Here is a 20,993-nt window from a genome sequence, read left to right as displayed (position 1 = left end):
ACGATGTCCACAGTGATTGTTGATGTTGACGGCACGCTTGCCGAATTTCACCCCACCGACGTACACGAGTGGGTTCTTGGCCCCGCCAAGCAGTGGGATCCTTTTTTTGCCCATATGGCCGAAGCGCCAGTCATTGAGCCAGTGGCGCGGCTAGTCAAGCTGCTGAAAGCTCAAGGCCAACAGATCGTGATCTGCAGCGGCCGGCCTGACAGCCACCGTGAGCATACCCAGCGCTGGTTAGAGCGCCACACCATTCCCTTTGATGCCATGTACCTGCGCCCGCAAGGTGATGACCATATCGATGATGAAGAGGTGAAAGCCGCACTGCTCAATCAAATGCGTAGCGACGGCTTTGCGCCTTGGCTGGTGCTGGATGACCGTGACGCAGTAGTCGCCCAATGGCGCGCGCTCGGCCTCACCTGCTTGCAGTGCGCACCGGGAGATTTTTAAGGAGACGGCAACACACTGACGCCCCGCTAAACGGGGCGCCGTTGTTAATAAAGCGGTGATGTCAGACGTTATCAGCCTGCGAACGAGGCGTACATAATCACCACAAGTACCACAAGCACAATGCCGGTTGGCACAGCGCCCTTCCAAGGCGTAAGGTCCACATCGCCCGAATCTTCTTGCACCCACGCGGTGGCGCGGGGGCGCAGCTTACCAATAATCAGCATTACGGCGACCAACAGCACGAACACAGCAGCGACAAAGTGGAACTCATGCATCACCATCGGTAGCTTGTTAAACGGCGGAACAAAGTAGCCAGCCGCGATCAGCAAACAGCCCCCTACCAGCGCTACTTTAGCCGCCATGGGAGGCACGCGTTTCGTCAGAAGCCCCACCAGAACAACCGCTAAAATAGGGATAAAGTAAATGGCGTTCATCTTCTGCAGATAGCCAAATAGGCTATCCTGGCCTGCTAACAGCGGCGCAATAACCATGGTTGTAACAGCCATGATCCAGCCAAACACCTTGCCTGATTTCACGACTTCTTCTTCAGTGGCATCTTTTTTAAGCACACCTTTATAGATTCCCAGGCTGAAAATCGTGGTGGTGCTGTTTAGCGCCGAGTTAAATGAGGAGAGAATCGCCCCCACCATTACCGCAGCAAAAAAACCTGTTAGGTACGGCGGTAGAACGTTAAATACCAAGTGGCCATAGGCTTCGTCTGCGCGAACGCCTTGGTCGGCATAGAGGTGGTAAGCAATGATACCAGGCAGCACCAGATAGAGCGGACCTAACAGCTTAAAGAAGCCGGTTAGCAGCACGCCCTTCTGACCTTCAGCCAGGTTTTTAGCCGCAAAAGTGCGCTGGATAATCTGCTGATTCGTTGTCCAATAAAACAGATGCAGTAATAAAACACCGGTGAAGATAGTCGAAAACGGTACCTGCTGATCAGGGCCACCTACCGAGTTAAATTTACTCGGGTCGCTCTCTTTCAGAATGCTCCAGCCTTCCATGACACCGCTGCCATTGCTCACTGCCTGAAGGCCGAAATAAACAATCACAAATCCCCCGATCAACAGACCGACGCCATTCAATGTATCTGAGACCGCCACCGTGCGCAGACCGCCAAATAGCGCATACACCGCGCCGATGATGCCAACCGTCCAGACGGTAGCCCACAGCAGCGCTGTACTCGACTCAATGCCGGTCAATCCTTGAAGATCCAGCATGCCCTGTAAACCAATCGCCCCTGAATAGAGAATGATGGGCAACAGCACCACGGCGTAAGCAATCAAGAAAATAACGTTGGCAATCAGTTGGGTACCATTATCAAAACGTATCGCTAACAGCTGGGGGAGCGTCGCGATCCCACTTTTTAGAAAGCGCGGCAGGAAAAACAGAGCCAGTGCTACTAAAGCAATCACCGCGATCACTTCCCAAGCCATGACACTTAGGCCATCGGTAAACGCCGAACCGTTCAGCCCAACCATCTGCTCGGTTGAGAGATTAGTCATCAACATTGAGGCGGCAATTAACGGAAAGGTTAGTGTCCTGCCGGCGAGAAAGTAGCCACTGGTGCTTCGGTGATCATCTTGACGTGTGATACGCCATGTCACAAAGGCCACTAAGCCCGTAAAAAAGATGAACGATGCCAGCGTAAGGGCATGCATGAAAAAATCCTTAGAAGAAGTCGCTAAACAACAAACGACATAGTGAATTTAGGTAAAATTACCAATATGCGCGGGATTCTAAGCAGGTGAAACGATTCATCCATTATGCTTTAGTAGCAATAAAGAATAAATAAGGCGGTTTTTTACTAATTACTCTCTATTTTGGCAAGACGTTAACGAAAAAGAAGAAATACTGATGCAATATCTGTGCGACAGTATCCAACCGCAGGGCGGGGCGGTATAGCGCTAAGGAGAAAACTGGACAGCTCTCATAAAAGCCGCTGAAATCATCTTATGATGTATGAGTAACTTTTTTTAATATCATACGATTGGCTCAGGCACTATCTCTCTATTGGCGACAACAGTTAACTTGGAGCACAAGCGATAATGACAGCGCGTTGGAAATCCTTGCCTTTACGGTTACGACTATTTATTTCGTTTGGAACGGTATTGGCATTGGCCATGTTGCTAGCGCTCTATTTACAGGCTCGCTCACACAGCCAAGCGCGCTTGACGAACTTGCTAAACGAAGAGTTACCTGCCCAGGTAGAGGGCCTTGCTACACGGTTAACCCTACGGCTAAGCCCGGCGTTGGCACTGTCAGAAAGCCTAGCCGACAGCTACTTTATTGAAGAGTGGGTACGCGATGGGCTGCCCGATACGTCACAACCCGCGATCATGCGTTATTTATCGCGGTTGATGACCCAACTAGACACTGAACTTCTCTTTATCGCTGCTCAATATCAAGGACGTGGTTACTATTTTCAGTACCGCGATGGGGAGTTTTTAGAGCGAACATTACAAGCGCCTGGCGGCGATGATGATTGGTACTATCAATTTACCGACAGCGGCTCCGCTTATAACTTAAACCTAGATAGCGATACATTTTCACCTGAAGAAGCGTTTGTCTTTTTAAATTTCCGCAGCCGTGAGGAAGCGCTCAATGGTCGCCCACTGGTAGTTGCCGGTGCAGGGTTAGATCTTTCTCGGTTGGCGCAGTTAATTAACGACTTCCGATTAGGCGAAACGGGCCGCGCTGCATTACTAAACGCGGAAGGCGAACTGCTTATTCGTAGCGACGAAACATCACTCGCAGCGCTTCAAAGCCAAGACGCAGACAGCCTATTACAAGATGAACACGAACTTCGTGTGCATGAGCTGCAACGGGATGGACAAACCTTTTTAGTCACTACACGCTGGCTGCCCGAGCTGCAGCGTTATTTAATGATTGAAGTCTCCAAAGAGGAGTATTTAAGCTCCATTAGAGAGCGCTTCTTGGCGTCTACCGGTATCGGGTTGCTGATCCTCTTAGTTGGTCTAATCATTTTATACCCACTTACCGGCAGCTTAATTCGCCCTTTAATCCGCTTTCAGCGCCAGCTAAAAGAGATCACTCTTAGTTTAGATTTATCCCGCCGGGTAGAAACCGATGATCGAGCTGAACTCGGTGTCTTGGCTGACCAAACCAACGAACTGTTAGCCCGACTATCGCGAACTATCATGGCTGTTTCCAATAACGCGTTAGCCCTTACCCAGGTAGCAGATCGCTTGGCGCAAACGGCAGGGCTATCAGGCATCCAGGGCGGCGATATTCGTCATGAAGCGAATCAGACCATGGCCGCCGCCGTGGAAGAGATGGCGTCGTCAGTGGCTGAAATTACCTCGACTATGGAAGAACTTTCCACCTCATCAACGCAAATCGCTGACCACTCCCAATCCGTGGTAGAGGTGGCGAATCAAACGCTGGAACGCAGCCGTAAGGGCAGCACTGCCATGCAGCTGCTACAGTCTAAAATGCAGGATATTCGTAGCGATAGCGAACAGAGTCTGGCAGAAATCATGGCGCTGGGTGCTAAGTCGAAACAAATCAGTAAGGTGATGGAACTGATTAACACCCTTGCTGCGCAAACCAAACTAATTGCTTTCAATGCGGCATTAGAAGCCTCAAGTGCAGGCGAATCCGGCCGTCGTTTTTCCGTGGTCGCTAATGAAATACGTCGCCTGGCAGACAGCGTAACTGACTCAACCCAAGAGATTGAAGGCCACACCGAAGATATTCAAAACGCCATTAACCGGCTGGTCGTTGCCTCTGAAAAGGGTGCATCGTCGATTGAGAAAGGCGTTGAGGTCAGCATTAGTACCGCCCAGGACTTGGGTGCCCTGCTCAAAGCGGCCAGCCAAACCAGTAGTGCGGCGCAGCAGATATCGCTGTCAACACAACAGCAGAAAACCGCCAGCAGCCAGGTGGTGATTGCACTGCGGGATATTGATACCGCCAGCTCACGTAATGCGCAGTCAGTACGCAGCATAACCGACATCAGCCAGGAGATGATTAACATGTCAGCAGAGCTAAACGCTCTGGTGCAGGAGTTTACTCTGGCTCAACAGGATGCAAACCACCAACGCCCTTCGTGAGGATGCCGTGATGAGTGCAATCCGGGTAGTGATCACGGACGACAGTCAACTAGCGCGCGATGTGCTGCGTAACATCCTCACCCGCGATGGCGATATTGAGATTGTTGGTGAAGCCACTAACGGGCGTGAAGCGGTGGAACTTGCCCGTCGCTTAGCGCCGCAGTTAATCACCATGGATCTGAATATGCCGGTGATGGACGGTCTCAGCGCCATTGAAGAAATTATGCATACCAAAGGGGTGCCGATCCTGGTGGTAAGCGACCGCTCTGATGCCGAAACAGCTTATCGTGCGCTTGATGTTGGCGCGCTAGAGGTTATGCAGAAGCCGACCCTTGATGATGAAGACGCACAACGACTACTCGCGCGTGTTCGACTGCTGTCGGGAGTAGCCGTGATTACTCGCCTACGGCGCCGCCCCACCTCGGTTATGCCTGTTGTGGCGATAAACGCACCACCTGTCTGTCACCCCACTATGCCGAAAGCGTTTCAACGCATCGTCGCTATTGCTTGCTCTACCGGTGGGCCGCAGGCATTGGCCCATTTACTGAGTAAGCTGCCCGCCAACTTTCCTGCGCCAGTGGTGATTGCTCAACATATCAGCCATGGGTTTATTGAAGGCATGGCGCACTGGCTAGCATCACTATGTTCAATGCCAGTTCGCGTTGCTCAACATGGTGAACCGCTCAAACCAGGGTGTATTTATCTATCGCCGTCGGAAACTAACCTCCATGTAACGCCTAATCACCGCCTACAGTTACAACAAGGGCCTGACAATGCGCTCTACCACCCTAGCTGCGATGCGCTGTTAACGAGCGTTGCCAATGTATATGGTCCGGAGGCAATTGGTGTCATTTTAACGGGCATGGGACGCGACGGCGTTAATGGGGTGCGTGCCATACACCTAGCGGGCGGTAGCACCTTTGCTCAAAATGAAGCTAGCTCGGTCATCTATGGGATGAACCAAGAAGCGGTGAATGCCGGTGTTATTCAACACATTGTGGCGCTTGATGAGCTACCTGATAGGCTTATTCATGAATCAAGCGGTCAACGGGCATCTTCGTGGATGCAGCCGCTATGAGTTCCATACATTCGCTAACGCCGTTTAAGGATCTCGTACGCCGTCGCTGTGGTTTACACTTAGAAGGCCTTGCTGAAGCTCGTTTAGTGAAAGCCATTGATACTCTTCAAGCCGAAACCAACGTATCTGATACATCATCACTTATTGCGCAATTAGCGCAAAACGACGTGTTGTTTAATCATTTTATTAGCCAGTTAACGGTAAACGAAACCTACTTTTATCGAGAACCAGAGGCACTTGATTGGTTAGCCGATGTTCATCTTCCAAAGCGACTAGCTGAAAAAGGTAAGCCACTGGCCATTCTAAGCGCGGGCTGCTCATCGGGCGAAGAACCCTACAGTATCGCTATTGCGCTGTTTGAGCGTTACGGCGAACGTGCCAAACAACTCTTCCATATTACCGGCGGAGATGTTGATCAGCAGGTACTTAGCAAAGCCCAACAGGGCATTTACAGCGGCATGTCGTTTCGGGCACTGAGCCCTGCGCTTAAACACCGCTATTTTCGCCCAGAGGGTCGACGCTTCAAAATAGAGGAGACGCTTCGTCAGTGGATAACTTTTCGCTCGTTCAACGTGTTACAGCCAAATACTGACAAAATCGGCCTCTTCGACGTTATCTTATTTCGCAATGTATCGATCTATTTTGACGAATCGACCCGACGCGATATACAGCGCCATTTGCAACAGTTACTGGCGCCAAATGGCGTTTTGTTGTGTGGCGTCACGGAAACCTTAGGCAACGATCTGGGCGTTTTGGAACTACAGCAGGCCCAGGGGGTGTTTTTCTTCCAGGAGGCGCAGGCCAGCGCTCTACCGGCTAATGATGAGCCACACGATAACGATGATGAGTGGCTAGTCCCGCCGGTGCAGGTAGATAATTATTCACCCCCTGAGGATAACGCTGAGTTCGAGTCGCTGACGTCGTTTAACGAAGCCTTACTGCAGGCTCATCAGTTACTCAACCAGAACGCGTTTTCTGAAGCCGCCGCGCTACTTTCCAAACTGTTAGCCCAACAACCTTGGAGTGTTGATGCGCTGCTACTGGCAGGTTTAGTTGCTCGTTGGCAGCAGGGCTTTACGGATGCCTATGATTATTTCAAGCGCGCTATTTATGTGGCTCCGGAGTGCTGGCCAGCGCACTTTTTTCAAGCCGAACTTTTCCGTTTAGGCGAGCTTAACGATGCCCCAACGCAGCGTCAGCGTGGCTACGCAGCGGTTATTCGCCTATTGGATGCCTCAAAACAGGCCGATGGTGGGTTAACGATCATTGAGCCGCCTATCTCACCTGGGGATGCCTACTTTTTGGCAACTCGTCACCTTCGTGCACAAACGGCCACACAGGGAGTGGGTTAATGGCACTGGATATTAAACGCTTTATTCAGCGCTTTATTGAAGAAGCGTCGGATCACTTGCCCCGTTTAAGGGAAGGTATCGAAGCACTTGAACAAGGCGACACCCAGCAAGAGCGAATTAACGAGCTATTTCGCGCTGCTCATACGCTGAAAGGCTCTTCACGTATGCTGAAGCTGACGCCCATTACAGCGATCGCTCACAGCACTGAAGAGTTATTAAGCGCACTGCGTGACGGATCACAAACCGCCTCGCCGGATATCACATGTCTTTTAAATCAGGCGACGGATGCCCTGTCGGACCTGGTCAGTCAACTTGCCCAAAATGTGCCACCCGCAGAGCTACCCGAGGCTGATAGCCAGCTCTGCCAAGCGCTGGAAAACGCCGCTGCGGGAAAGCTAACCCCAACGTCTGAACGGCTCCCTGAAACAGCAGCACCCGTGAACAGCGAACCTAGCGTTACACCGCCTACCACAAAGAGCCCAGCACTTCCGGCTCAAGAACTGCGTTTAACAGATACGGTACGCGTGCGCCTTGACCGTTTGGATGACGTGATTCGCCTAATGGGCGAAGTATTATCAGGGCACCATCATCTGCACTCCCTGGTAGAACAAGCTCGCAGCCTCGGCGCGGCTCTTCCCAAAGATCAGCAGGCCCCCTTTAACGCCTTTAGCCGCGAGCTGAAAGACAGCGTGCTTTCCCACGACGGGCTAATGAGTGACCTTCATGATCGAGCACTGCAGATGCGTATGTTACCGTTGAGCGTGGTGTTTGACCCCTTATCCCAAATGGCCAGAGACCTTGCCCATTCGCTAGGCAAACAGGTTAATTGCCGTGTTCACGGCAGTGAAATTGAACTTGACCGACAAATGATAGATCGCCTGTCGGACCCGCTTATTCATCTGCTGCGGAATGCACTAGATCACGGTTTGGAAGCACCCGATGAACGCCAAGCAGCGGGTAAGCCTGCTCGGGGGCAGTTGTCGCTAGAGGCATGGCAAGACGGCAGCTGGGTAGTGATTGAAATGCGCGATGACGGCGCGGGTATTTCCCTAGAAGCGGTACGCCGCAAGGCGCTCTCCAAGCAGCTGCTCAGCGAAGAGCAGTTGCTTGCCCTAACCGAACAGGAAACCCTAGAGCTTATTTTCCTGCCCGGCTTTTCAACCAAACCGCTGATTACCGATTTTTCAGGCCGCGGCGTGGGCATGGATGTCGTCAAACGAACCGTTATTGATGAACTCAACGGTGATTTACATCTTTCCAGCCATTCCGGCAAAGGCACCTGCTTTACCCTGCGCCTGCCTTTATCGCTGGCCATGATGCGTGTTCTGTTGATAAAAGTGGGTGCCATCACGCTAGGTATCACGGCACCTTATGTATCAGAGCTTGTAGAGCATCTATCAACGAACTTTATCGATGCTGCTGGGCAAAAAACACTAATCTTACGTAACGAATTTGTGCCAGTCGTTTCTCTCGCAGAATTATTAGGCCTTTCCTACACGCCCTCTACTGCTGATAATTTGCTATTACTTGTCGTACATCAGCGTCATCAAAAACTCGCGTTAATTATCGATGCGTTAGTGGATGAACGCGATATGGTGATTAAGCCTTTACCCGCCCATTTACGCCATTTGCCGTTGGTATCGGGTATGGTCACTCTGGGGCGCAATACGCTGGTCAGCCTTTTACATGTACCAACATTACTGGAGCACTCACGTCGCTATGCACCACGGACGTTAGTGAAAACGGAACAACCGCTCCAGGCGCATCGTATACTGGTTGTCGATGACTCACTGAACACCCGTGAAATTGAAAAAGACGTTTTAGAGGCATGGGGCTATCAGGTCACACTGGCAGAAAATGGCCGTGATGGGCTTAATAAAGCCCTTGCTGATTCGTTTGATGCCGTGCTAACCGATGTCGAAATGCCGGTCATGGATGGTTTTGCACTGACTGCAAGTCTGCGAGAAAATGAGCTTTATCGTTATAAGCCTATTATCATTATTACATCACGAGAAAAAGAAGCGGATCGCCGACGTGGCATTGAAGTAGGCGCTGATGCCTATATTGTTAAAGGTAGTTTTGATCAAAATAATTTAGTGGACACGCTGAGAGCTTTACTCGGCTAAGCACACTTCATGGTGGGGGGGGTAATCATGCAAATTTTGGTCGTAGACGACGACCCATTAGCCTGTGAAATGACAGCAGCGTTACTTGAGTTTCAAGGCTATACAACGATCATGGCCAATGATGCCATGGAGGCTGTTCAACACTTGGACAACCTGGATACTATCGAGCTTATTGTCAGCGACATGCATATGCCGCTTATTAATGGCATCGAATTTTTGGAAATGTTGCGTGAACAAGACGTTTTTCTGCCTTTTATTTTACTCAGCGGCGACACCCCTGAGCCAGAGCTACTGCAAACACCAGGTTTGAACGCCTGCTTACAAAAAGATGCGCAGCTAACCTCTACACTCCAACATGCCGTGACCCAAGCGCTCAATGGTTAAACCTAAGCTATCTGCTTCACGACGCATCGTTTGCCCACATAAACAGGTAGTCTGATGTCATCCTCTGCTCCGACGCTGCACGAAAAGCTGAACCATTTGCGCCACCGTTTTATTGAACAGCTGCCAGCACGTTTACAGCAAACCGCCGACAAGTGGCAACAAAGCCACCTGTCGCTGGAGGCAGAGTCACGCTTAGCGCCTGAACTCCATCGCTTTTTCCACAGCTTAAAAGGTACAGGGCGCTCGTTAGGCTTTGAGCGCATCGCGATGTTAGCCAATCAAGGCGAAGAAGCGCTAAAAACAAGCCCTACTCCACCTACATTAAACAGCTTGATACCTCAGCTTTTTCAACAGCTTGCCGAGGAAATTAAGTATTTGCAGTCCCAGCAAGGCCAGCAGACGGTGCTGGCATCGCTTAACAGTATTGAGCTGTCATCGGCCATTGCACAGCCACGCAGTAAGCGTCAACGGCTAATCTATTTATGCGACGACGAACCCGACCAAGTTAGTCAGCTGCTGCATCATCTGCGCTGTTTCGGCCATGAAGTGGTTCATTTTGAAGACACCGAATCTTTCTTTAACGCGGTCATTACCCGTCGACCCGACGCTATCATCATGGATGTGCAGTTTCCTCAAGGTAACACCGCGGGTACTGAAACGCTGACCAGCCTGAACAAGCTCACCGGAGAACGGCTGCCTTCTATTGTATTGTCATCCTACGGCGATTTTTATTCACGGCTGAGCGCTGTTCGTGCTGGCTGCAATGGCTACTTTACTAAGCCCATTAAGCCACTGGATTTAATGTTAGCCATCGATGAACTCACCACTCCACTAGATGAAGAGCCTCTGCGCGTATTGGTCGTGGATGATGAGCCAGAAGCGGCGGCCTATCACTCATTGATTCTTGAAGAAGCAGGTATGATTGTTCAGCAGGTTAATCACCCTGCGGATGCGTTAGCGGCGCTGGACCGTTTTAGTCCTGACTTACTACTAATTGATGTCTATATGCCAGTGTGTTCTGGGGAAGAGCTGGCGACGATTATTCGCCAGCAATCCGCGCATATTGGCCTGCCGATTATTTATCTATCTAGCGAAACAGACAGCCAAAAGCAGCTTTCGGCCATGACCGCAGGCGTAGAGGCCTTTATTACTAAGCCTGTTACCCCCGATGAACTGGTCTCTGCGGTACAGCTGCGTGCCGAACGCTTGCATTTACTGCGCTCTCTGATGACCCAAGACAGCATGACGGGGCTTTATAACCATAGCACCACCACTGACATGATCGGTAAAGCCCTCGCCCATGCCTATCGCGAAGGCAGCCAGCACGCCATGGCCATGCTGGATATCGATCATTTTAAAACCGTCAATGATACCCATGGGCACTTAGCGGGTGATCAGGTCATTATCACACTGGCTCGGCTGCTAAAAACTCGCTTGCGCGTATCCGATATTATTGGACGCTATGGTGGGGAAGAGTTTGTTGTATTACTAAAAGGGATCACTGCAGAACGCGCAGCCGAACTTATTGATGAACTGCGCCACGATTTTGAACTAGTGGATTTTCATGCCGGTGGAGAGCGCTTTCGCTGCACCTTCAGTGCAGGCATTAGCAGTTTTCCTAACCAACCTTCCACTGAAGCGTTACGCCTTAGCGCAGACCAAGCGCTTTACCTTGCTAAGCGGCAAGGGCGTAATCAAGTAGTGATCAGTAAAGAGCATGACCCAAACCATCGTAGCGCAGCACAACGTGACACGGGAAAACAATGACCGATACTGCTCCACAACGTGATGCACAAGCTATCTCTCTTGAAGAAGCGCTAGCACGCCAGAGTAACGACGAGTCGATTATTGATGTGGACGAACCCTGCCAGCAGTTGGTGCTATTTCGTTTAGCAGGTCAACGCTTCGCCTTCCCTGGCAGTGCGGTCAATGAAATTTTGAACGGTGACCAACCCGTGTATTTTGTGCCTGGGCTGCCCGCCTCGATGGAAGGTGTGATTCACTTACGCGGCAACATTGAATCGGTGATGACGCTGCGGTCACTGCTTGAGCTTCCCCCTGCAGAACAAACGGGCATGCTGTTATTAGTTACCGCGGCAGGCATTCGTAGCGCCGTTCGTATCGACCATTTAGACGATGTTTGCGACATTCCGATAAGCACGCTGAAACCCGCCCCAGACACCCTTTCCAGCCAGTTAACGCCCTATGTAAGTGGGCTCTGGCAACCTGAAGCAACGCCGGAAGAGAGCGAGAGAGAAGCAGCTGAAGGTTATTCTGAAAAACGCAGCGCAGCCATTGTTCTACTCGACCCAGACGCGTTATTCAGTGCTTATCAGCAAGGCTTAGGGTAAGTCATGGTAAATGGTGCACCGAAGCACTCCTCAGACCCACCGTCCCATGTTGCCTTAGTGCTATTTAGTGCTGGCAAGACCCTGGCCGCCATTGAAGCACGTCATATCACTGGGTTAGCGAACATAGCCCGCTTACCACGATGCGCCAATGCTGAGCGCCTACTGCTTAATACTCAACTAATAAGCATAGCCCCTACTCACTGGCTCACCCTGCAAGATGCCGATGGCGCTTGGCAGTTAGGTGTCTCGGGAGAAGTTGTTTTAGCACATACGCCAATAGTGGAACTGTTTCCATTGCCCGCTCTAATTGCTGCACGCCACGCAAGCCCCGCTCTACGAGGCTTAGCGTTGGCCAACCAAACGGTACGCTTGTTATTTGATGGCGCAGCGCTTAAACCAGACCTAACGCTGTAACCATAAACAGCGAACCGGCGTGCCTTTCTCTATCTGCTGGTGCGGGTCAATCACCGCTAATGCGTCAGCACTAATACACGATGAAAGCACGCCTGAGTTTTGGTCTTCAAACGCATCAGCTATGACGCCCTCCTCGCTAAACCGCAGCGCAACACGCATATAGTGCTGGCGTGGGCCAGTACTCGTGTTGAAATTAGCCGTGGCCATTAGGGCAGGCAAGGCGCTCAACGCTGAGCAACCCAGTAGGCTTCCCATCAAAGGACGTAAAAACAACCACGCGCCCACAAACCCAGAAACAGGGTTACCCGGCAGCCCTACAAAACGCGCCTCGCTGCCATCTTCACGTGGCAGACGGCCTAGCGCCAACGGTTTTCCTGGGCGAATCGCCAGTTTCCACATATCTAATTGGCCTAGCGATTCCAGCGCAGCCTTAACATGATCTTCTTCTCCGACGCTAACCCCACCGGTGCTGACAACCACATCAGCGACGGAGGCGGCTTGCGTTAATAATTTGACCGTCTGGGCATAATCGTCAGGCACACTAACCCGCTGTACCACCTCCGCACCAAAGTTTTCTAGCAATCGTTTCAGCATCGGCCGATTAGAGTTATATAGCTGACCTGGCTTTAACGGCGTGCCAGGGTCAACTATTTCGTCACCCGTCGACAGTAGCGCTACTCTCGGCCGACGACGCACGCTCACCTGGGTAATTCCTTGCCCCGCCAAATGCCCCAGCGCTGCCGCCTCCAGGCGCTCGCCTGCCGCCAGCAGCAGCTCCCCCTGGTGTACATCACGCCCTTGGCGGCGCACGTTGTCGCCCACCGGCAGTGCATCCGGCATCAATACTTGGTCACCGTGCTGCGTTACCCGCTCTTGCATCACTACACAGTCGGCGCCATCAGGAATCTCACCGCCGGTAAAAATGCGCGCACAACTGCCTGGTGCCAAGGGTACAGCGGGGCTGCCCGCCGCAATACGCTGGCTGATCGGCAGCCACTTGCCCGCATCACTGGCACGAAGCGCGTAGCCATCCATTGCGCTGTTATCAAATGGCGGGACGTCTAGCTGTGCGTTAACAGCGTCGGTCAACACACGCCCAGCTGCCGCATCAAGCGGCACACGCTCAGCGCCAAGCGGAGTGACATCGGCTAGCAGCGCTTCAAGCGCGGCACTTATCGGCTGTAACTCAGCCATGCTGCCCCCGGCCTGGAATGACGAGGTTGTTAAACATAAGCTGGTTATTATGAAGTAGTGGCATAGTCGTCTCTAAAAACAGGAAAATTGAAGTAGTGAAACCCAAGAATTAGATGATCGGTATAGGTAGAATGCCACGATCAACGGATAGAAACAGCTAGCTAATGTCTTCACTAAGCGGCATTCCAAGCAGCCTAAGACAAAAAGAATCGCTGGTGCCGTTGGGCAGTCACCCAAAAAAGAGAGCCTAGCGCTATGTCCCAGCAACGCGATACTGATTTGATCAATGAGCTATTAGCTCAAGGTTCTGAAACCGATTGGTTAGAGTTCAAAAAAGATAATTTTGAACCTGAGATGATTGGGGTCCGCTGTTCAGCGTTGGCTAATGCGGCACGCCTGATTGGTAAGGATACCGCTTACATGCTTTGGGGAATTGACGATGCAACGCTTAGCGTGATCGGGTCTAAATTCAATCCACATACACAAAAGGCTAATGGGCAAGAACTGGCGTTTTGGCTGGCACGACAATTACAACCCAGCATTCCATTCCAATTTAGACGTATCGAACATCCGCATGGCAATGTGGTTATTCTAGAAATACCTGCAGCGACCGCTGCGCCCGTTGCTTTTAAAAACATCCCTTACATTCGAATTGGTAGCGCAACTCCTAAGCTAACAGACTATCCAGAGCGTTATCAGCAACTTATTGAGCGTCTGCGACCCTACACCTGGGAGCACGCAGTGGCACGGCAATACATCAGCGGTGATGATGTATTGGATCTGCTGGATTACAGTAGCTATTTCAAACTCACCAAACAACCATTGCCAGATAATCGACAGGGAATTTTCGATAAGCTAGCAGCCGAACGCCTGATTCACCAAGATGTGGGTGGACACTGGAACATCACCAACCTAGGTGCCATTCTTTTCGCTGCCGACCTCACTCAGTTTGATAGCGCTTTGGCGCGTAAAGCAGTCCGTTTCACTGCTTATCTAGGAAAAAATCGTGCAGCGCAGGTAAGCCACCGAGTAGAAGGTAAAAAAGGCTATGCCGTTGGTTTTGAAGGACTCATTGAGTTTATTAACAGCATTCTGCCGAAAAATGAACATATAGATGTAGCACTACGCACCGAAGAGCCGTTATTTCCGACCATCGCGGTTCGTGAAGTGATTGCCAATGCGCTGATCCATCAGAATATGACTATTTCTGGAGCTGGCCCGCAGATCGAAGTTTTTCAAGATCGCATAGAGATAACTAACCCTGGTAAGCCATTAGTGCCCGCAGACAGAATGATTGATCTCCCGCCCCGTTCGAGAAATGAAGCGCTAGCGTCGCTGATGCGGCGAATGGGGATGTGTGAAGAGCAAGGTAGCGGCCTGGATAAAGTGATTGCTTCCATTGAAATGTTCCAGTTGCCTCCACCGCTGTTTCGAGAAGAAGGTAACGCCATGCAGGTCGTGCTTTACGGGCCTCGCCACTTTGCCCAGATGACACCAGAAGAGCGTACCAGGGCATGCTACCAGCATGCTGTGCTTAAATTTTTAACAGGGGAGCGAATGAAGAACGCGACATTATGCGCGCGATTCGGAATTGAAAGCCGCAATGCTTCTCAAGCATCTGTGGTCATTAAAAAGGCAAAAGAAGCTGGATTAATACGCGAAGCAGATCCCGAGCACCCAAGAGCAGGTTACGTCCCGCAGTGGGCATGATTTCTTGATCGTGTTTTGATTCATTCTAGCTAACTTACGTTTTTCTTCTCTAAAAACTATGTTAATTAATGAGTTAGACTTTTAGTTTTCTTGATCCATTCTTGATCCTACGGCAGGCAGAGCGCCAAGAAAGAACACTGTCACATGGCCTTCAGGGGCAGGCCATGTGACATTAGAAAATTGTAGCCTTACTTTTCAGCTAGTAACAGCTATAAACACGAACGCTTTCAGCCATGCTGCCCCCGACCTGGAATGACGAGGTTGGCGAAGTTGCAGGGTTTGTGGCGGCTGTCGAGTTGTTCCGCCAAAATGCCGTCCCAACCAGTGCGGCAGGCGCCGGTTGAACCTGGCAGGCAAAACATGACTGTGGCATTAGCGAAGCCACCTAACGCGCGGCTTTGAATGGTTGAACTACCAATCTCATCACCACTCAGCTGGCGAAAACGTTCACCGAATCCCTCAATACGCTTATCCAGTAGCACGGACACCGCCTCAGGCGTCGAGTCACGCCCCGTAAAGCCAGTGCCGCCCGTGGTAATCACCACCTGAACGTTGGCATCGGCAATCCACTGGGCAACGACCGCGCGGATTTGGTAGACGTCATCTGGCACGATGCGCTTTTCGGCTAGGGTGTGACCTGCTTCGGTTAAACGTTGTACCAGCGCTTGTCCAGAGCGGTCGGTCTCTTCCGTGCGCGTATCCGATACCGTCAATACCGCTATTTTTAAGGGCTCCATGCTGTCCATGGGCTTACTCCTTGGCTTTTTTCTGGGCTTGGCGAGCCTCTAATGCGGCTAGCTGTTCAGGAGTTGCGGTACCTTGGTAGTGGGCTTTCCATTCGCTGTAGGGCATGCCGTAGACATACTCACGGGCAGCGTCATAGTCCAGTGCTTTACCTTGCTCATCTGCTGCCGTAACTAGCCATTTAGATAGGCAGTTACGACAGAAGTCAGCAAGAATCATTAGGTCGATATTTTGCACATCTTTATTATCGTCTAAATGTTGTAGCAAGCGGCGAAACGCGGCAGCTTCTAGTTCTGTACGCGTGGTTTGGTCTAGTTCATTGAACGATGACATTACCGATCCTCTTATCAAGTGACTGTGAAGCAGCATAACAAAAGACACCGCCCGAAGGCGGTGTCGAAAAGCGTTTCAGCAAACGGCTTAGCTAGGCTTAGTGGCGGAAACATCGCCACCACTACTGCTACCCGCTTTTTGTGCCGCGACTTCTTCTTCGCTTAGGGCTTGATCTTTGACCTCTTCGTACCACAAGTTGTGGTGCTCTTTGGCCCAGGTTTCATCGACATAGCCTGTGGTCATACCTTCCAGTGAACCTTCCGTTCCGACGGTGCCAATATAAATATGGCCTAGCGCAACCGCCGTTAAACCCAGCGCACCCACTGCGTGGATAATATTTGCCCACTGCATAGTGTCACGGCCTTGGCCATAGTTGGGGAAGTCGAGTACAAAGCCACTGGCTACCACTACCAACCCAGCAGTTGCTAACAGCCAGTACCACGCTTTCTCACCACCGTTGGCAAAGCCTGCATCTGGGTGGCCTTTACCCACCAGCCCACCACCCATTTTGAACCACTGCAAATCGTGCTTTTTCGGAATGTTGTCTTTCAGCAATTTGAGCAGCAGCACCACCAACAGGATGCCAAACACCGGGCCGAGGTAGTTATGCAGTACTTTGGAAGCGGAGATCATCCACGCCCAAACGGCATCGCCAAACAGCGTGCGAAACACAAATTTACCAAATAGCAGATTCAAACCGGTTAACGCTAAGGTGATAAACAGCGTAGCCACGGTCCAGTGAAGCGACCGCATAAGCAACGACCAGCGAAAAAGCTTTCGCCCTGTGCGCGGTTCATCGAGGTGTTTGCGCCCAACAATAAAGTAGAACAGCGCAATCACTGCAATCATCCCACCAACCGTAATCAACCCAAACGGTGACACCCAACGGTTGCGGATCTGCCGCCAAGTTTCACCACTTGAATTAATCAGGTTGTAGTTACTGTCAAAACGCGAGTCGCGATAGTTAGGCCCTGTTTCTCCACTGCGAACCTGCCGCCACTGGTCGGCACTAATACCAGGAGCAGCGGTTACCATTTCGCGGTCTGTATCAGCTTGGGCAACCGCTAGTTGAGACATGCCAAGACTTGCAACCACCAGCAGTAACAGGATGCCGACACGCCAACAGCGCTGGAAAAACGCCCTCAACCAAGGTGCCTGTGAAGGCACCTGAGAGGTCGTTGTTGTTATGGTCATTGATGTCATGACACGCCTCCTTACCCTTTACGGGCAGCATCGTAGGCAAGGTTGTCAGTACTGGCCTGGGGGTTATTCGACCAAGCACCATCTTTATGGCCACGATGGACGACACGCTGACGGAAAATATCGGCAACATCTTGAGCATCACCCGCTAGAAGGGCTTTGGTAGAGCACATTTCCGCGCATAGCGGCAGCTTGCCTTCCGCGATGCGGTTGGAGCCGTACTTCTCGTACTCTTCCTCTTTGCTCTCTGCTGGGCCGCCTGCACAGAAAGTGCACTTGTCCATTTTTCCGCGCTCACCAAATGCATTCTGCTGAGGGAACTGCGGTGCGCCAAAGGGGCACGCATAAAGACAGTAGCCACAGCCAATGCACAAGTCTTTATCGTGCAGCACGATGCCATCGTCGGTTTTATAGAAGCAGTCGGTCGGACAAACGGCCATACAGGGCGCGTCGTCACAGTGCATACAAGCAACTGAAATCGACATTTCATCCGCTTCGCCGTCATTAAGCGTCACCACGCGGCGTCGCTGAATGCCCCACTCTACATCATTGGCGTTTTTACAGGCGGTGACACAGCCGTTGCACTCGATGCAGCGCTCGGCGTCACACATAAATTTCATTTGAGCCATGGTGTTCTCCTCTCACCAGCGCGGCACTAGGCCACGCTGGGTTCTGTCAGGTCAGTCGAGACGTTTATTAGCTTAAGCGCGCTCAATTCGGCAGATGGTGCACTTGGTTTCTTGCATGAGTGTCACCGGGTCATAGCCATAGGTCGTGGCGGTGTTCGCCGCTTCACCAATAATGTACGGGTCAGACCCATCCGGATACCGATCACGCAGGCTCTCACCTTGGAACATGCCGCCAAAGTGGAACGGCATAAAGGCGACCTTACGATCCACTCGCTGCGTCACCAGCGCTTTCACTTTCACACGGCCACCTTCGGCACCTTCCACCCATACGTCGTCACCGTCGCGTACGCCAATATCGTTGGCATCGGCTGGGTTCATCTCGACAAACATCTCTTGCTGCAGCTCAGCTAGCCAAGACATGGAGCGTGTTTCTTCACCGCCCCCTTCATACTCGACCAAACGACCTGACGTGAGAATGATCGGATAATCGGCGCTGTTATCGCGATCCTGAATGGTTTTGTACAGCGTGGGCAGACGCATAATCGAGTCAAAGTCATCCCACGTGGGATAGCGTTCGACCAGATCACGACGGGTGGTGTAAAGCGGCTCACGGTGTTTTGGCACGGCATCTGGGAAAGTCCATACCACTGCGCGCGCTTTCGCGTTGCCATAAGGCGCACAGCCTCGTCCAATCGCCACCCGTTGGATACCGCCAGAAAGATCGGTTTTCCAGTTTTTGCCTTCAGCGGCCACTTTCTCAATATCGGTCAGATCATTCCACCAACCGAGGTCTTTAAGCAGCTGGTCGGTAAATTCGGGGTAGCCGTCATCAATCTCACCACCAACCGGCGCTGAGCCTTCAGCCAGCAAATTAACGCCGTCGCGCTCAATACCAAAACGGGCGCGGAAACCCATGCCGCCTTCCATGACAGGCACACTAGTGTCATACAGGTTGGGCGAGCCGGGGTGTTTAAACTCTGGTGTGCCCCAGCACGGCCATGGCAGTCCGTAGTAATCTCCGTCGGCGGGACCACCTTGGGCACGCAGGTTCTCGAAGCTAAAGGTATGCCAGTTTTTCTGGTGTTCTTTGAGACGCTCAGGGCTTTGGCCGGTATAGCCAACGGTCCACATGCCACGGTTAATTTCGCGCAGCACGTCTTCAATAAGAGGCTCGTTGCCGTTCATCTCAAAGTTCTTCACGAACTCATTACCGAAGCCAAGCTTGTTGGCAAACAGGTACATAATTTCGTGATCAGGCTTTGATTCAAATAGCGGCTCAATGACTTGGTCGCGCCACTGAATAGAGCGGTTGGTTGCCGTCACGCTGCCGGTGGTTTCAAACTGGGTCGCCGCAGGCAGTAGATAAACACCATCAGAACGGTCATGCATCACCGAGGCAACCGTGGGATAAGGGTCAACAATGACCATCATCTCAAGCTTCTGCATGGCTTTTTGCATTTCCACGCCGCGGGTTTGCGAGTTGACCGCGTGCCCCCAGTAGAACATTGCTTTTAGCGCGGTGCGCTGGGAGATATTTTCGTCTTCTTCCAGTACGCCATCTACCCAGCGGGATACGGTAATACCGCTAGAATACATCGGCTTACCATCAGCGTATTCGGTATCGTCAAAGCGGCCTTTTAGCCACTCATAATCGACATCCCACACCTGAGACCAGTGCTGCCATGCGCCTTCGGCCAAACCGTAATAACCTGGCAATGAGTCGCAGCCTAGGCCAAGGTCGGTGGCACCTTGTACGTTATCGTGGCCCCGCAAAATGTTGGCACCACCACCGGATTTACCAATATTGCCCAGCGCCAGCTCTAAAATGCAGTACGCACGAGTGTTGTTGTTACCGGTAGTGTGCTGGGTACCACCCATACACCACACCACACAGCCCGGACGATTGTCAGCAAGCCGTTTGGCCACATCAAACATCTCTGATTCCGGTACGCCAGTAATGTCTTCCACGACACTCGGCGTGAACTGTGCCACCTCTGCGCGCACTTCATCCATGCCGTAAACACGCTGGCTGATATATTCACTATCTTCCCAGCCGTTTTCAAAGATGTGCCACAGCAGACCCCAGATATAGGCAACATCCGAGCCTGGACGCAGACGTACATATTTATTGGCTTTTGCTGCGGTGCGCGTAAAGCGTGGATCCGCGACGATGATGTCGCAATTATTACGCTCTTTAGCAATCAGAATGTGCTGCATCGCTACCGGGTGAGCTTCACTCGGGTTAGAGCCGATGAACAGAATCGCCTTGCTGTTCTGCATATCATTGAGCGAATTGGTCATCGCGCCGTAACCCCAGGTGTTTGCAACACCTGCCACGGTGGTGGAGTGACAAATTCGCGCTTGGTGATCGGTGTTGTTGGTGCCCCACATGGAGGCCAGCTTGCGCATTAAGTACGCCTGCTCGTTATTGAATTTGGCTGAGCCAAGCCAGTAAACACTGTCGGGTCCGTGGGCTTCACGCAGTTCAAGCAGCTTGTCGCCAATTTCATTAACCGCGTCGTCCCAACTCAGCCGTTGCCATTCACCCGCCACTAACTTCATTGGGTACTTGAGACGACGAGTGGAGTGGCCGTGCTGGCGTAGTGAGGCCCCTTTGGCGCAATGAGCGCCACGATTAATCGGATGGTCGAAGGCAGGCTCTTGTTTTGTCCAGATACCTTCTTGAACTTCGGCATACACACCACAGCCCACCGAGCAGTGCGAGCAGATGGTGCGCTTAGTTTCGACGGGGGAATCTAATACGGGGGTTTTAGTCGCCGATTCAGCGCGCTGCATCATTGGCGCACCCATAAAGCCTGCAGCTGCTACACCACCGGTGGCGACACCACTACGCTTTAAGAATTGACGACGGGAGATTCCAAGCCCTGAAGCATTGGGAGTGTTGGTTTTGCGAGTTAGACGCATGGCAGTTCTCCTGGCAGTGTG

General features: G+C 51.8%; 17 protein-coding genes. 10 read left to right on the top strand and 7 right to left on the bottom strand.

Translation table 11 applies throughout. The features are described 5' to 3' along the window. Positions 1-3 precede the first annotated feature (3 nt). A complete protein-coding gene (locus M0220_RS08695) occupies positions 4-450 on the top strand; it encodes a phosphatase domain-containing protein (RefSeq protein ID WP_030071288.1) in 447 nt (148 codons plus the stop codon). 71 nt (positions 451-521) lie between these two features. Here M0220_RS08695 and M0220_RS08690 read toward each other — a convergent pair whose 3' ends face one another. Beyond that, on the bottom strand, positions 522-2,117 hold the full coding sequence (locus M0220_RS08690; protein WP_030071290.1) for a solute:sodium symporter family transporter: 1,596 nt from the start codon (positions 2,115-2,117) through the stop codon (positions 522-524). 387 nt (positions 2,118-2,504) lie between these two features. Between M0220_RS08690 and M0220_RS08685 the strand changes: the two genes are divergently transcribed. Genes M0220_RS08685 through M0220_RS08650 form a run of 8 tightly spaced genes read left to right on the top strand, consistent with a single transcriptional unit; the run spans position 2,505 to position 12,237 of the window. Then, positions 2,505-4,532, top strand: coding sequence for a methyl-accepting chemotaxis protein (locus tag M0220_RS08685; protein ID WP_264019155.1), 2,028 nt, complete (start codon positions 2,505-2,507; stop codon positions 4,530-4,532). A gap of 10 nt (positions 4,533-4,542) precedes the next feature. Beyond that, positions 4,543-5,610, top strand: a complete 1,068-nt coding sequence (cheB, locus tag M0220_RS08680) for a chemotaxis-specific protein-glutamate methyltransferase CheB (RefSeq protein WP_264019154.1) — start codon at positions 4,543-4,545, stop codon at positions 5,608-5,610. A gap of 5 nt (positions 5,611-5,615) precedes the next feature. Continuing rightward, complete coding sequence (locus tag M0220_RS08675) at positions 5,616-6,962, top strand: CheR family methyltransferase (protein ID WP_264019208.1); 1,347 nt, start codon at positions 5,616-5,618, stop codon at positions 6,960-6,962. Beyond that, entirely contained in the window at positions 6,962-9,088 is a 2,127-nt protein-coding gene (locus M0220_RS08670) for a hybrid sensor histidine kinase/response regulator (RefSeq protein WP_264019153.1), read from the top strand. The genes M0220_RS08675 and M0220_RS08670 overlap by 1 nt, the downstream gene beginning before the upstream one ends. Before the next feature lie 27 nt (positions 9,089-9,115). After that, complete coding sequence (locus tag M0220_RS08665) at positions 9,116-9,472, top strand: response regulator (RefSeq protein ID WP_264019152.1); 357 nt, start codon at positions 9,116-9,118, stop codon at positions 9,470-9,472. Between the two features lie 54 nt (positions 9,473-9,526). Further along, entirely contained in the window at positions 9,527-11,239 is a 1,713-nt protein-coding gene (locus M0220_RS08660; RefSeq protein WP_051690138.1) for a diguanylate cyclase, read from the top strand. Next, on the top strand, positions 11,236-11,823 hold the full coding sequence (locus tag M0220_RS08655; RefSeq protein ID WP_264019151.1) for a chemotaxis protein CheW: 588 nt from the start codon (positions 11,236-11,238) through the stop codon (positions 11,821-11,823). The genes M0220_RS08660 and M0220_RS08655 overlap by 4 nt, the downstream gene beginning before the upstream one ends. A 3-nt stretch (positions 11,824-11,826) precedes the next feature. After that, a complete protein-coding gene (locus M0220_RS08650; RefSeq protein WP_264019150.1) occupies positions 11,827-12,237 on the top strand; it encodes a hypothetical protein in 411 nt (136 codons plus the stop codon). Here M0220_RS08650 and M0220_RS08645 read toward each other — a convergent pair. Next, positions 12,226-13,431, bottom strand: coding sequence for a molybdopterin molybdotransferase MoeA (locus tag M0220_RS08645; RefSeq protein WP_264019149.1), 1,206 nt, complete (start codon positions 13,429-13,431; stop codon positions 12,226-12,228). The genes M0220_RS08650 and M0220_RS08645 overlap by 12 nt on opposite strands. A 255-nt stretch (positions 13,432-13,686) precedes the next feature. Between M0220_RS08645 and M0220_RS08640 the strand changes: the two genes are divergently transcribed. Next, on the top strand, positions 13,687-15,141 hold the full coding sequence (locus M0220_RS08640) for an ATP-binding protein (protein WP_030071312.1): 1,455 nt from the start codon (positions 13,687-13,689) through the stop codon (positions 15,139-15,141). A 227-nt stretch (positions 15,142-15,368) separates the two neighbouring features. On the opposite strand, the gene moaB is transcribed toward M0220_RS08640, so the two are convergent. The 5 genes from moaB to M0220_RS08615 form a co-directional block, all read right to left on the bottom strand. Beyond that, positions 15,369-15,887 (bottom strand): molybdenum cofactor biosynthesis protein B, encoded by a 519-nt coding sequence (gene moaB, locus M0220_RS08635; RefSeq protein WP_030071315.1) that lies wholly within the window; start codon positions 15,885-15,887, stop codon positions 15,369-15,371. 4 nt (positions 15,888-15,891) lie between these two features. Beyond that, positions 15,892-16,218 (bottom strand): DUF1244 domain-containing protein, encoded by a 327-nt coding sequence (locus M0220_RS08630; RefSeq protein ID WP_030071317.1) that lies wholly within the window; start codon positions 16,216-16,218, stop codon positions 15,892-15,894. Between the two features lie 87 nt (positions 16,219-16,305). After that, positions 16,306-17,295 (bottom strand): formate dehydrogenase subunit gamma, encoded by a 990-nt coding sequence (locus tag M0220_RS08625; protein WP_404813856.1) that lies wholly within the window; start codon positions 17,293-17,295, stop codon positions 16,306-16,308. Between the two features lie 137 nt (positions 17,296-17,432). Then, positions 17,433-18,047, bottom strand: coding sequence for a formate dehydrogenase FDH3 subunit beta (gene fdh3B / locus M0220_RS08620; protein WP_009722867.1), 615 nt, complete (start codon positions 18,045-18,047; stop codon positions 17,433-17,435). Positions 18,048-18,119: 72 nt separating this feature from the next. After that, positions 18,120-20,972, bottom strand: coding sequence for a molybdopterin-dependent oxidoreductase (locus tag M0220_RS08615; protein ID WP_264019147.1), 2,853 nt, complete (start codon positions 20,970-20,972; stop codon positions 18,120-18,122). Positions 20,973-20,993: the final 21 nt, after the last annotated feature.

The sequence above is a fragment of the Halomonas qinghailakensis genome, assembly GCF_025820815.1.
GTDB classification, from domain to species: domain Bacteria; phylum Pseudomonadota; class Gammaproteobacteria; order Pseudomonadales; family Halomonadaceae; genus Vreelandella; species Vreelandella qaidamensis.
The sequence above is the reverse complement of the archived record's forward strand: the minus strand, read 5'-3'. Positions and strand labels throughout refer to the sequence as shown.

Bases quoted from the DNA above. Each gene is read 5' to 3' on its own strand.
- M0220_RS08695 (WP_030071288.1), top strand. From the start codon at position 4: ATGTCCACAGTGATTGTTGATGTTGACGGCACGCTTGCCGAATTTCAC.
- M0220_RS08690 (WP_030071290.1), bottom strand. From the start codon at position 2,117: ATGCATGCCCTTACGCTGGCATCGTTCATCTTTTTTACGGGCTTAGTG.
- M0220_RS08685 (WP_264019155.1), top strand. From the start codon at position 2,505: ATGACAGCGCGTTGGAAATCCTTGCCTTTACGGTTACGACTATTTATT.
- cheB (WP_264019154.1), top strand. From the start codon at position 4,543: ATGAGTGCAATCCGGGTAGTGATCACGGACGACAGTCAACTAGCGCGC.
- M0220_RS08670 (WP_264019153.1), top strand. From the start codon at position 6,962: ATGGCACTGGATATTAAACGCTTTATTCAGCGCTTTATTGAAGAAGCG.
- M0220_RS08665 (WP_264019152.1), top strand. From the start codon at position 9,116: ATGCAAATTTTGGTCGTAGACGACGACCCATTAGCCTGTGAAATGACA.
- M0220_RS08660 (WP_051690138.1), top strand. From the start codon at position 9,527: ATGTCATCCTCTGCTCCGACGCTGCACGAAAAGCTGAACCATTTGCGC.
- M0220_RS08655 (WP_264019151.1), top strand. From the start codon at position 11,236: ATGACCGATACTGCTCCACAACGTGATGCACAAGCTATCTCTCTTGAA.
- M0220_RS08650 (WP_264019150.1), top strand. From the start codon at position 11,827: ATGGTAAATGGTGCACCGAAGCACTCCTCAGACCCACCGTCCCATGTT.
- M0220_RS08645 (WP_264019149.1), bottom strand. From the start codon at position 13,431: ATGGCTGAGTTACAGCCGATAAGTGCCGCGCTTGAAGCGCTGCTAGCC.
- M0220_RS08640 (WP_030071312.1), top strand. From the start codon at position 13,687: ATGTCCCAGCAACGCGATACTGATTTGATCAATGAGCTATTAGCTCAA.
- moaB (WP_030071315.1), bottom strand. From the start codon at position 15,887: ATGGACAGCATGGAGCCCTTAAAAATAGCGGTATTGACGGTATCGGAT.
- M0220_RS08630 (WP_030071317.1), bottom strand. From the start codon at position 16,218: ATGTCATCGTTCAATGAACTAGACCAAACCACGCGTACAGAACTAGAA.
- M0220_RS08625 (WP_404813856.1), bottom strand. From the start codon at position 17,295: ATGTCTCAACTAGCGGTTGCCCAAGCTGATACAGACCGCGAAATGGTA.
- fdh3B (WP_009722867.1), bottom strand. From the start codon at position 18,047: ATGGCTCAAATGAAATTTATGTGTGACGCCGAGCGCTGCATCGAGTGC.
- M0220_RS08615 (WP_264019147.1), bottom strand. From the start codon at position 20,972: ATGCGTCTAACTCGCAAAACCAACACTCCCAATGCTTCAGGGCTTGGA.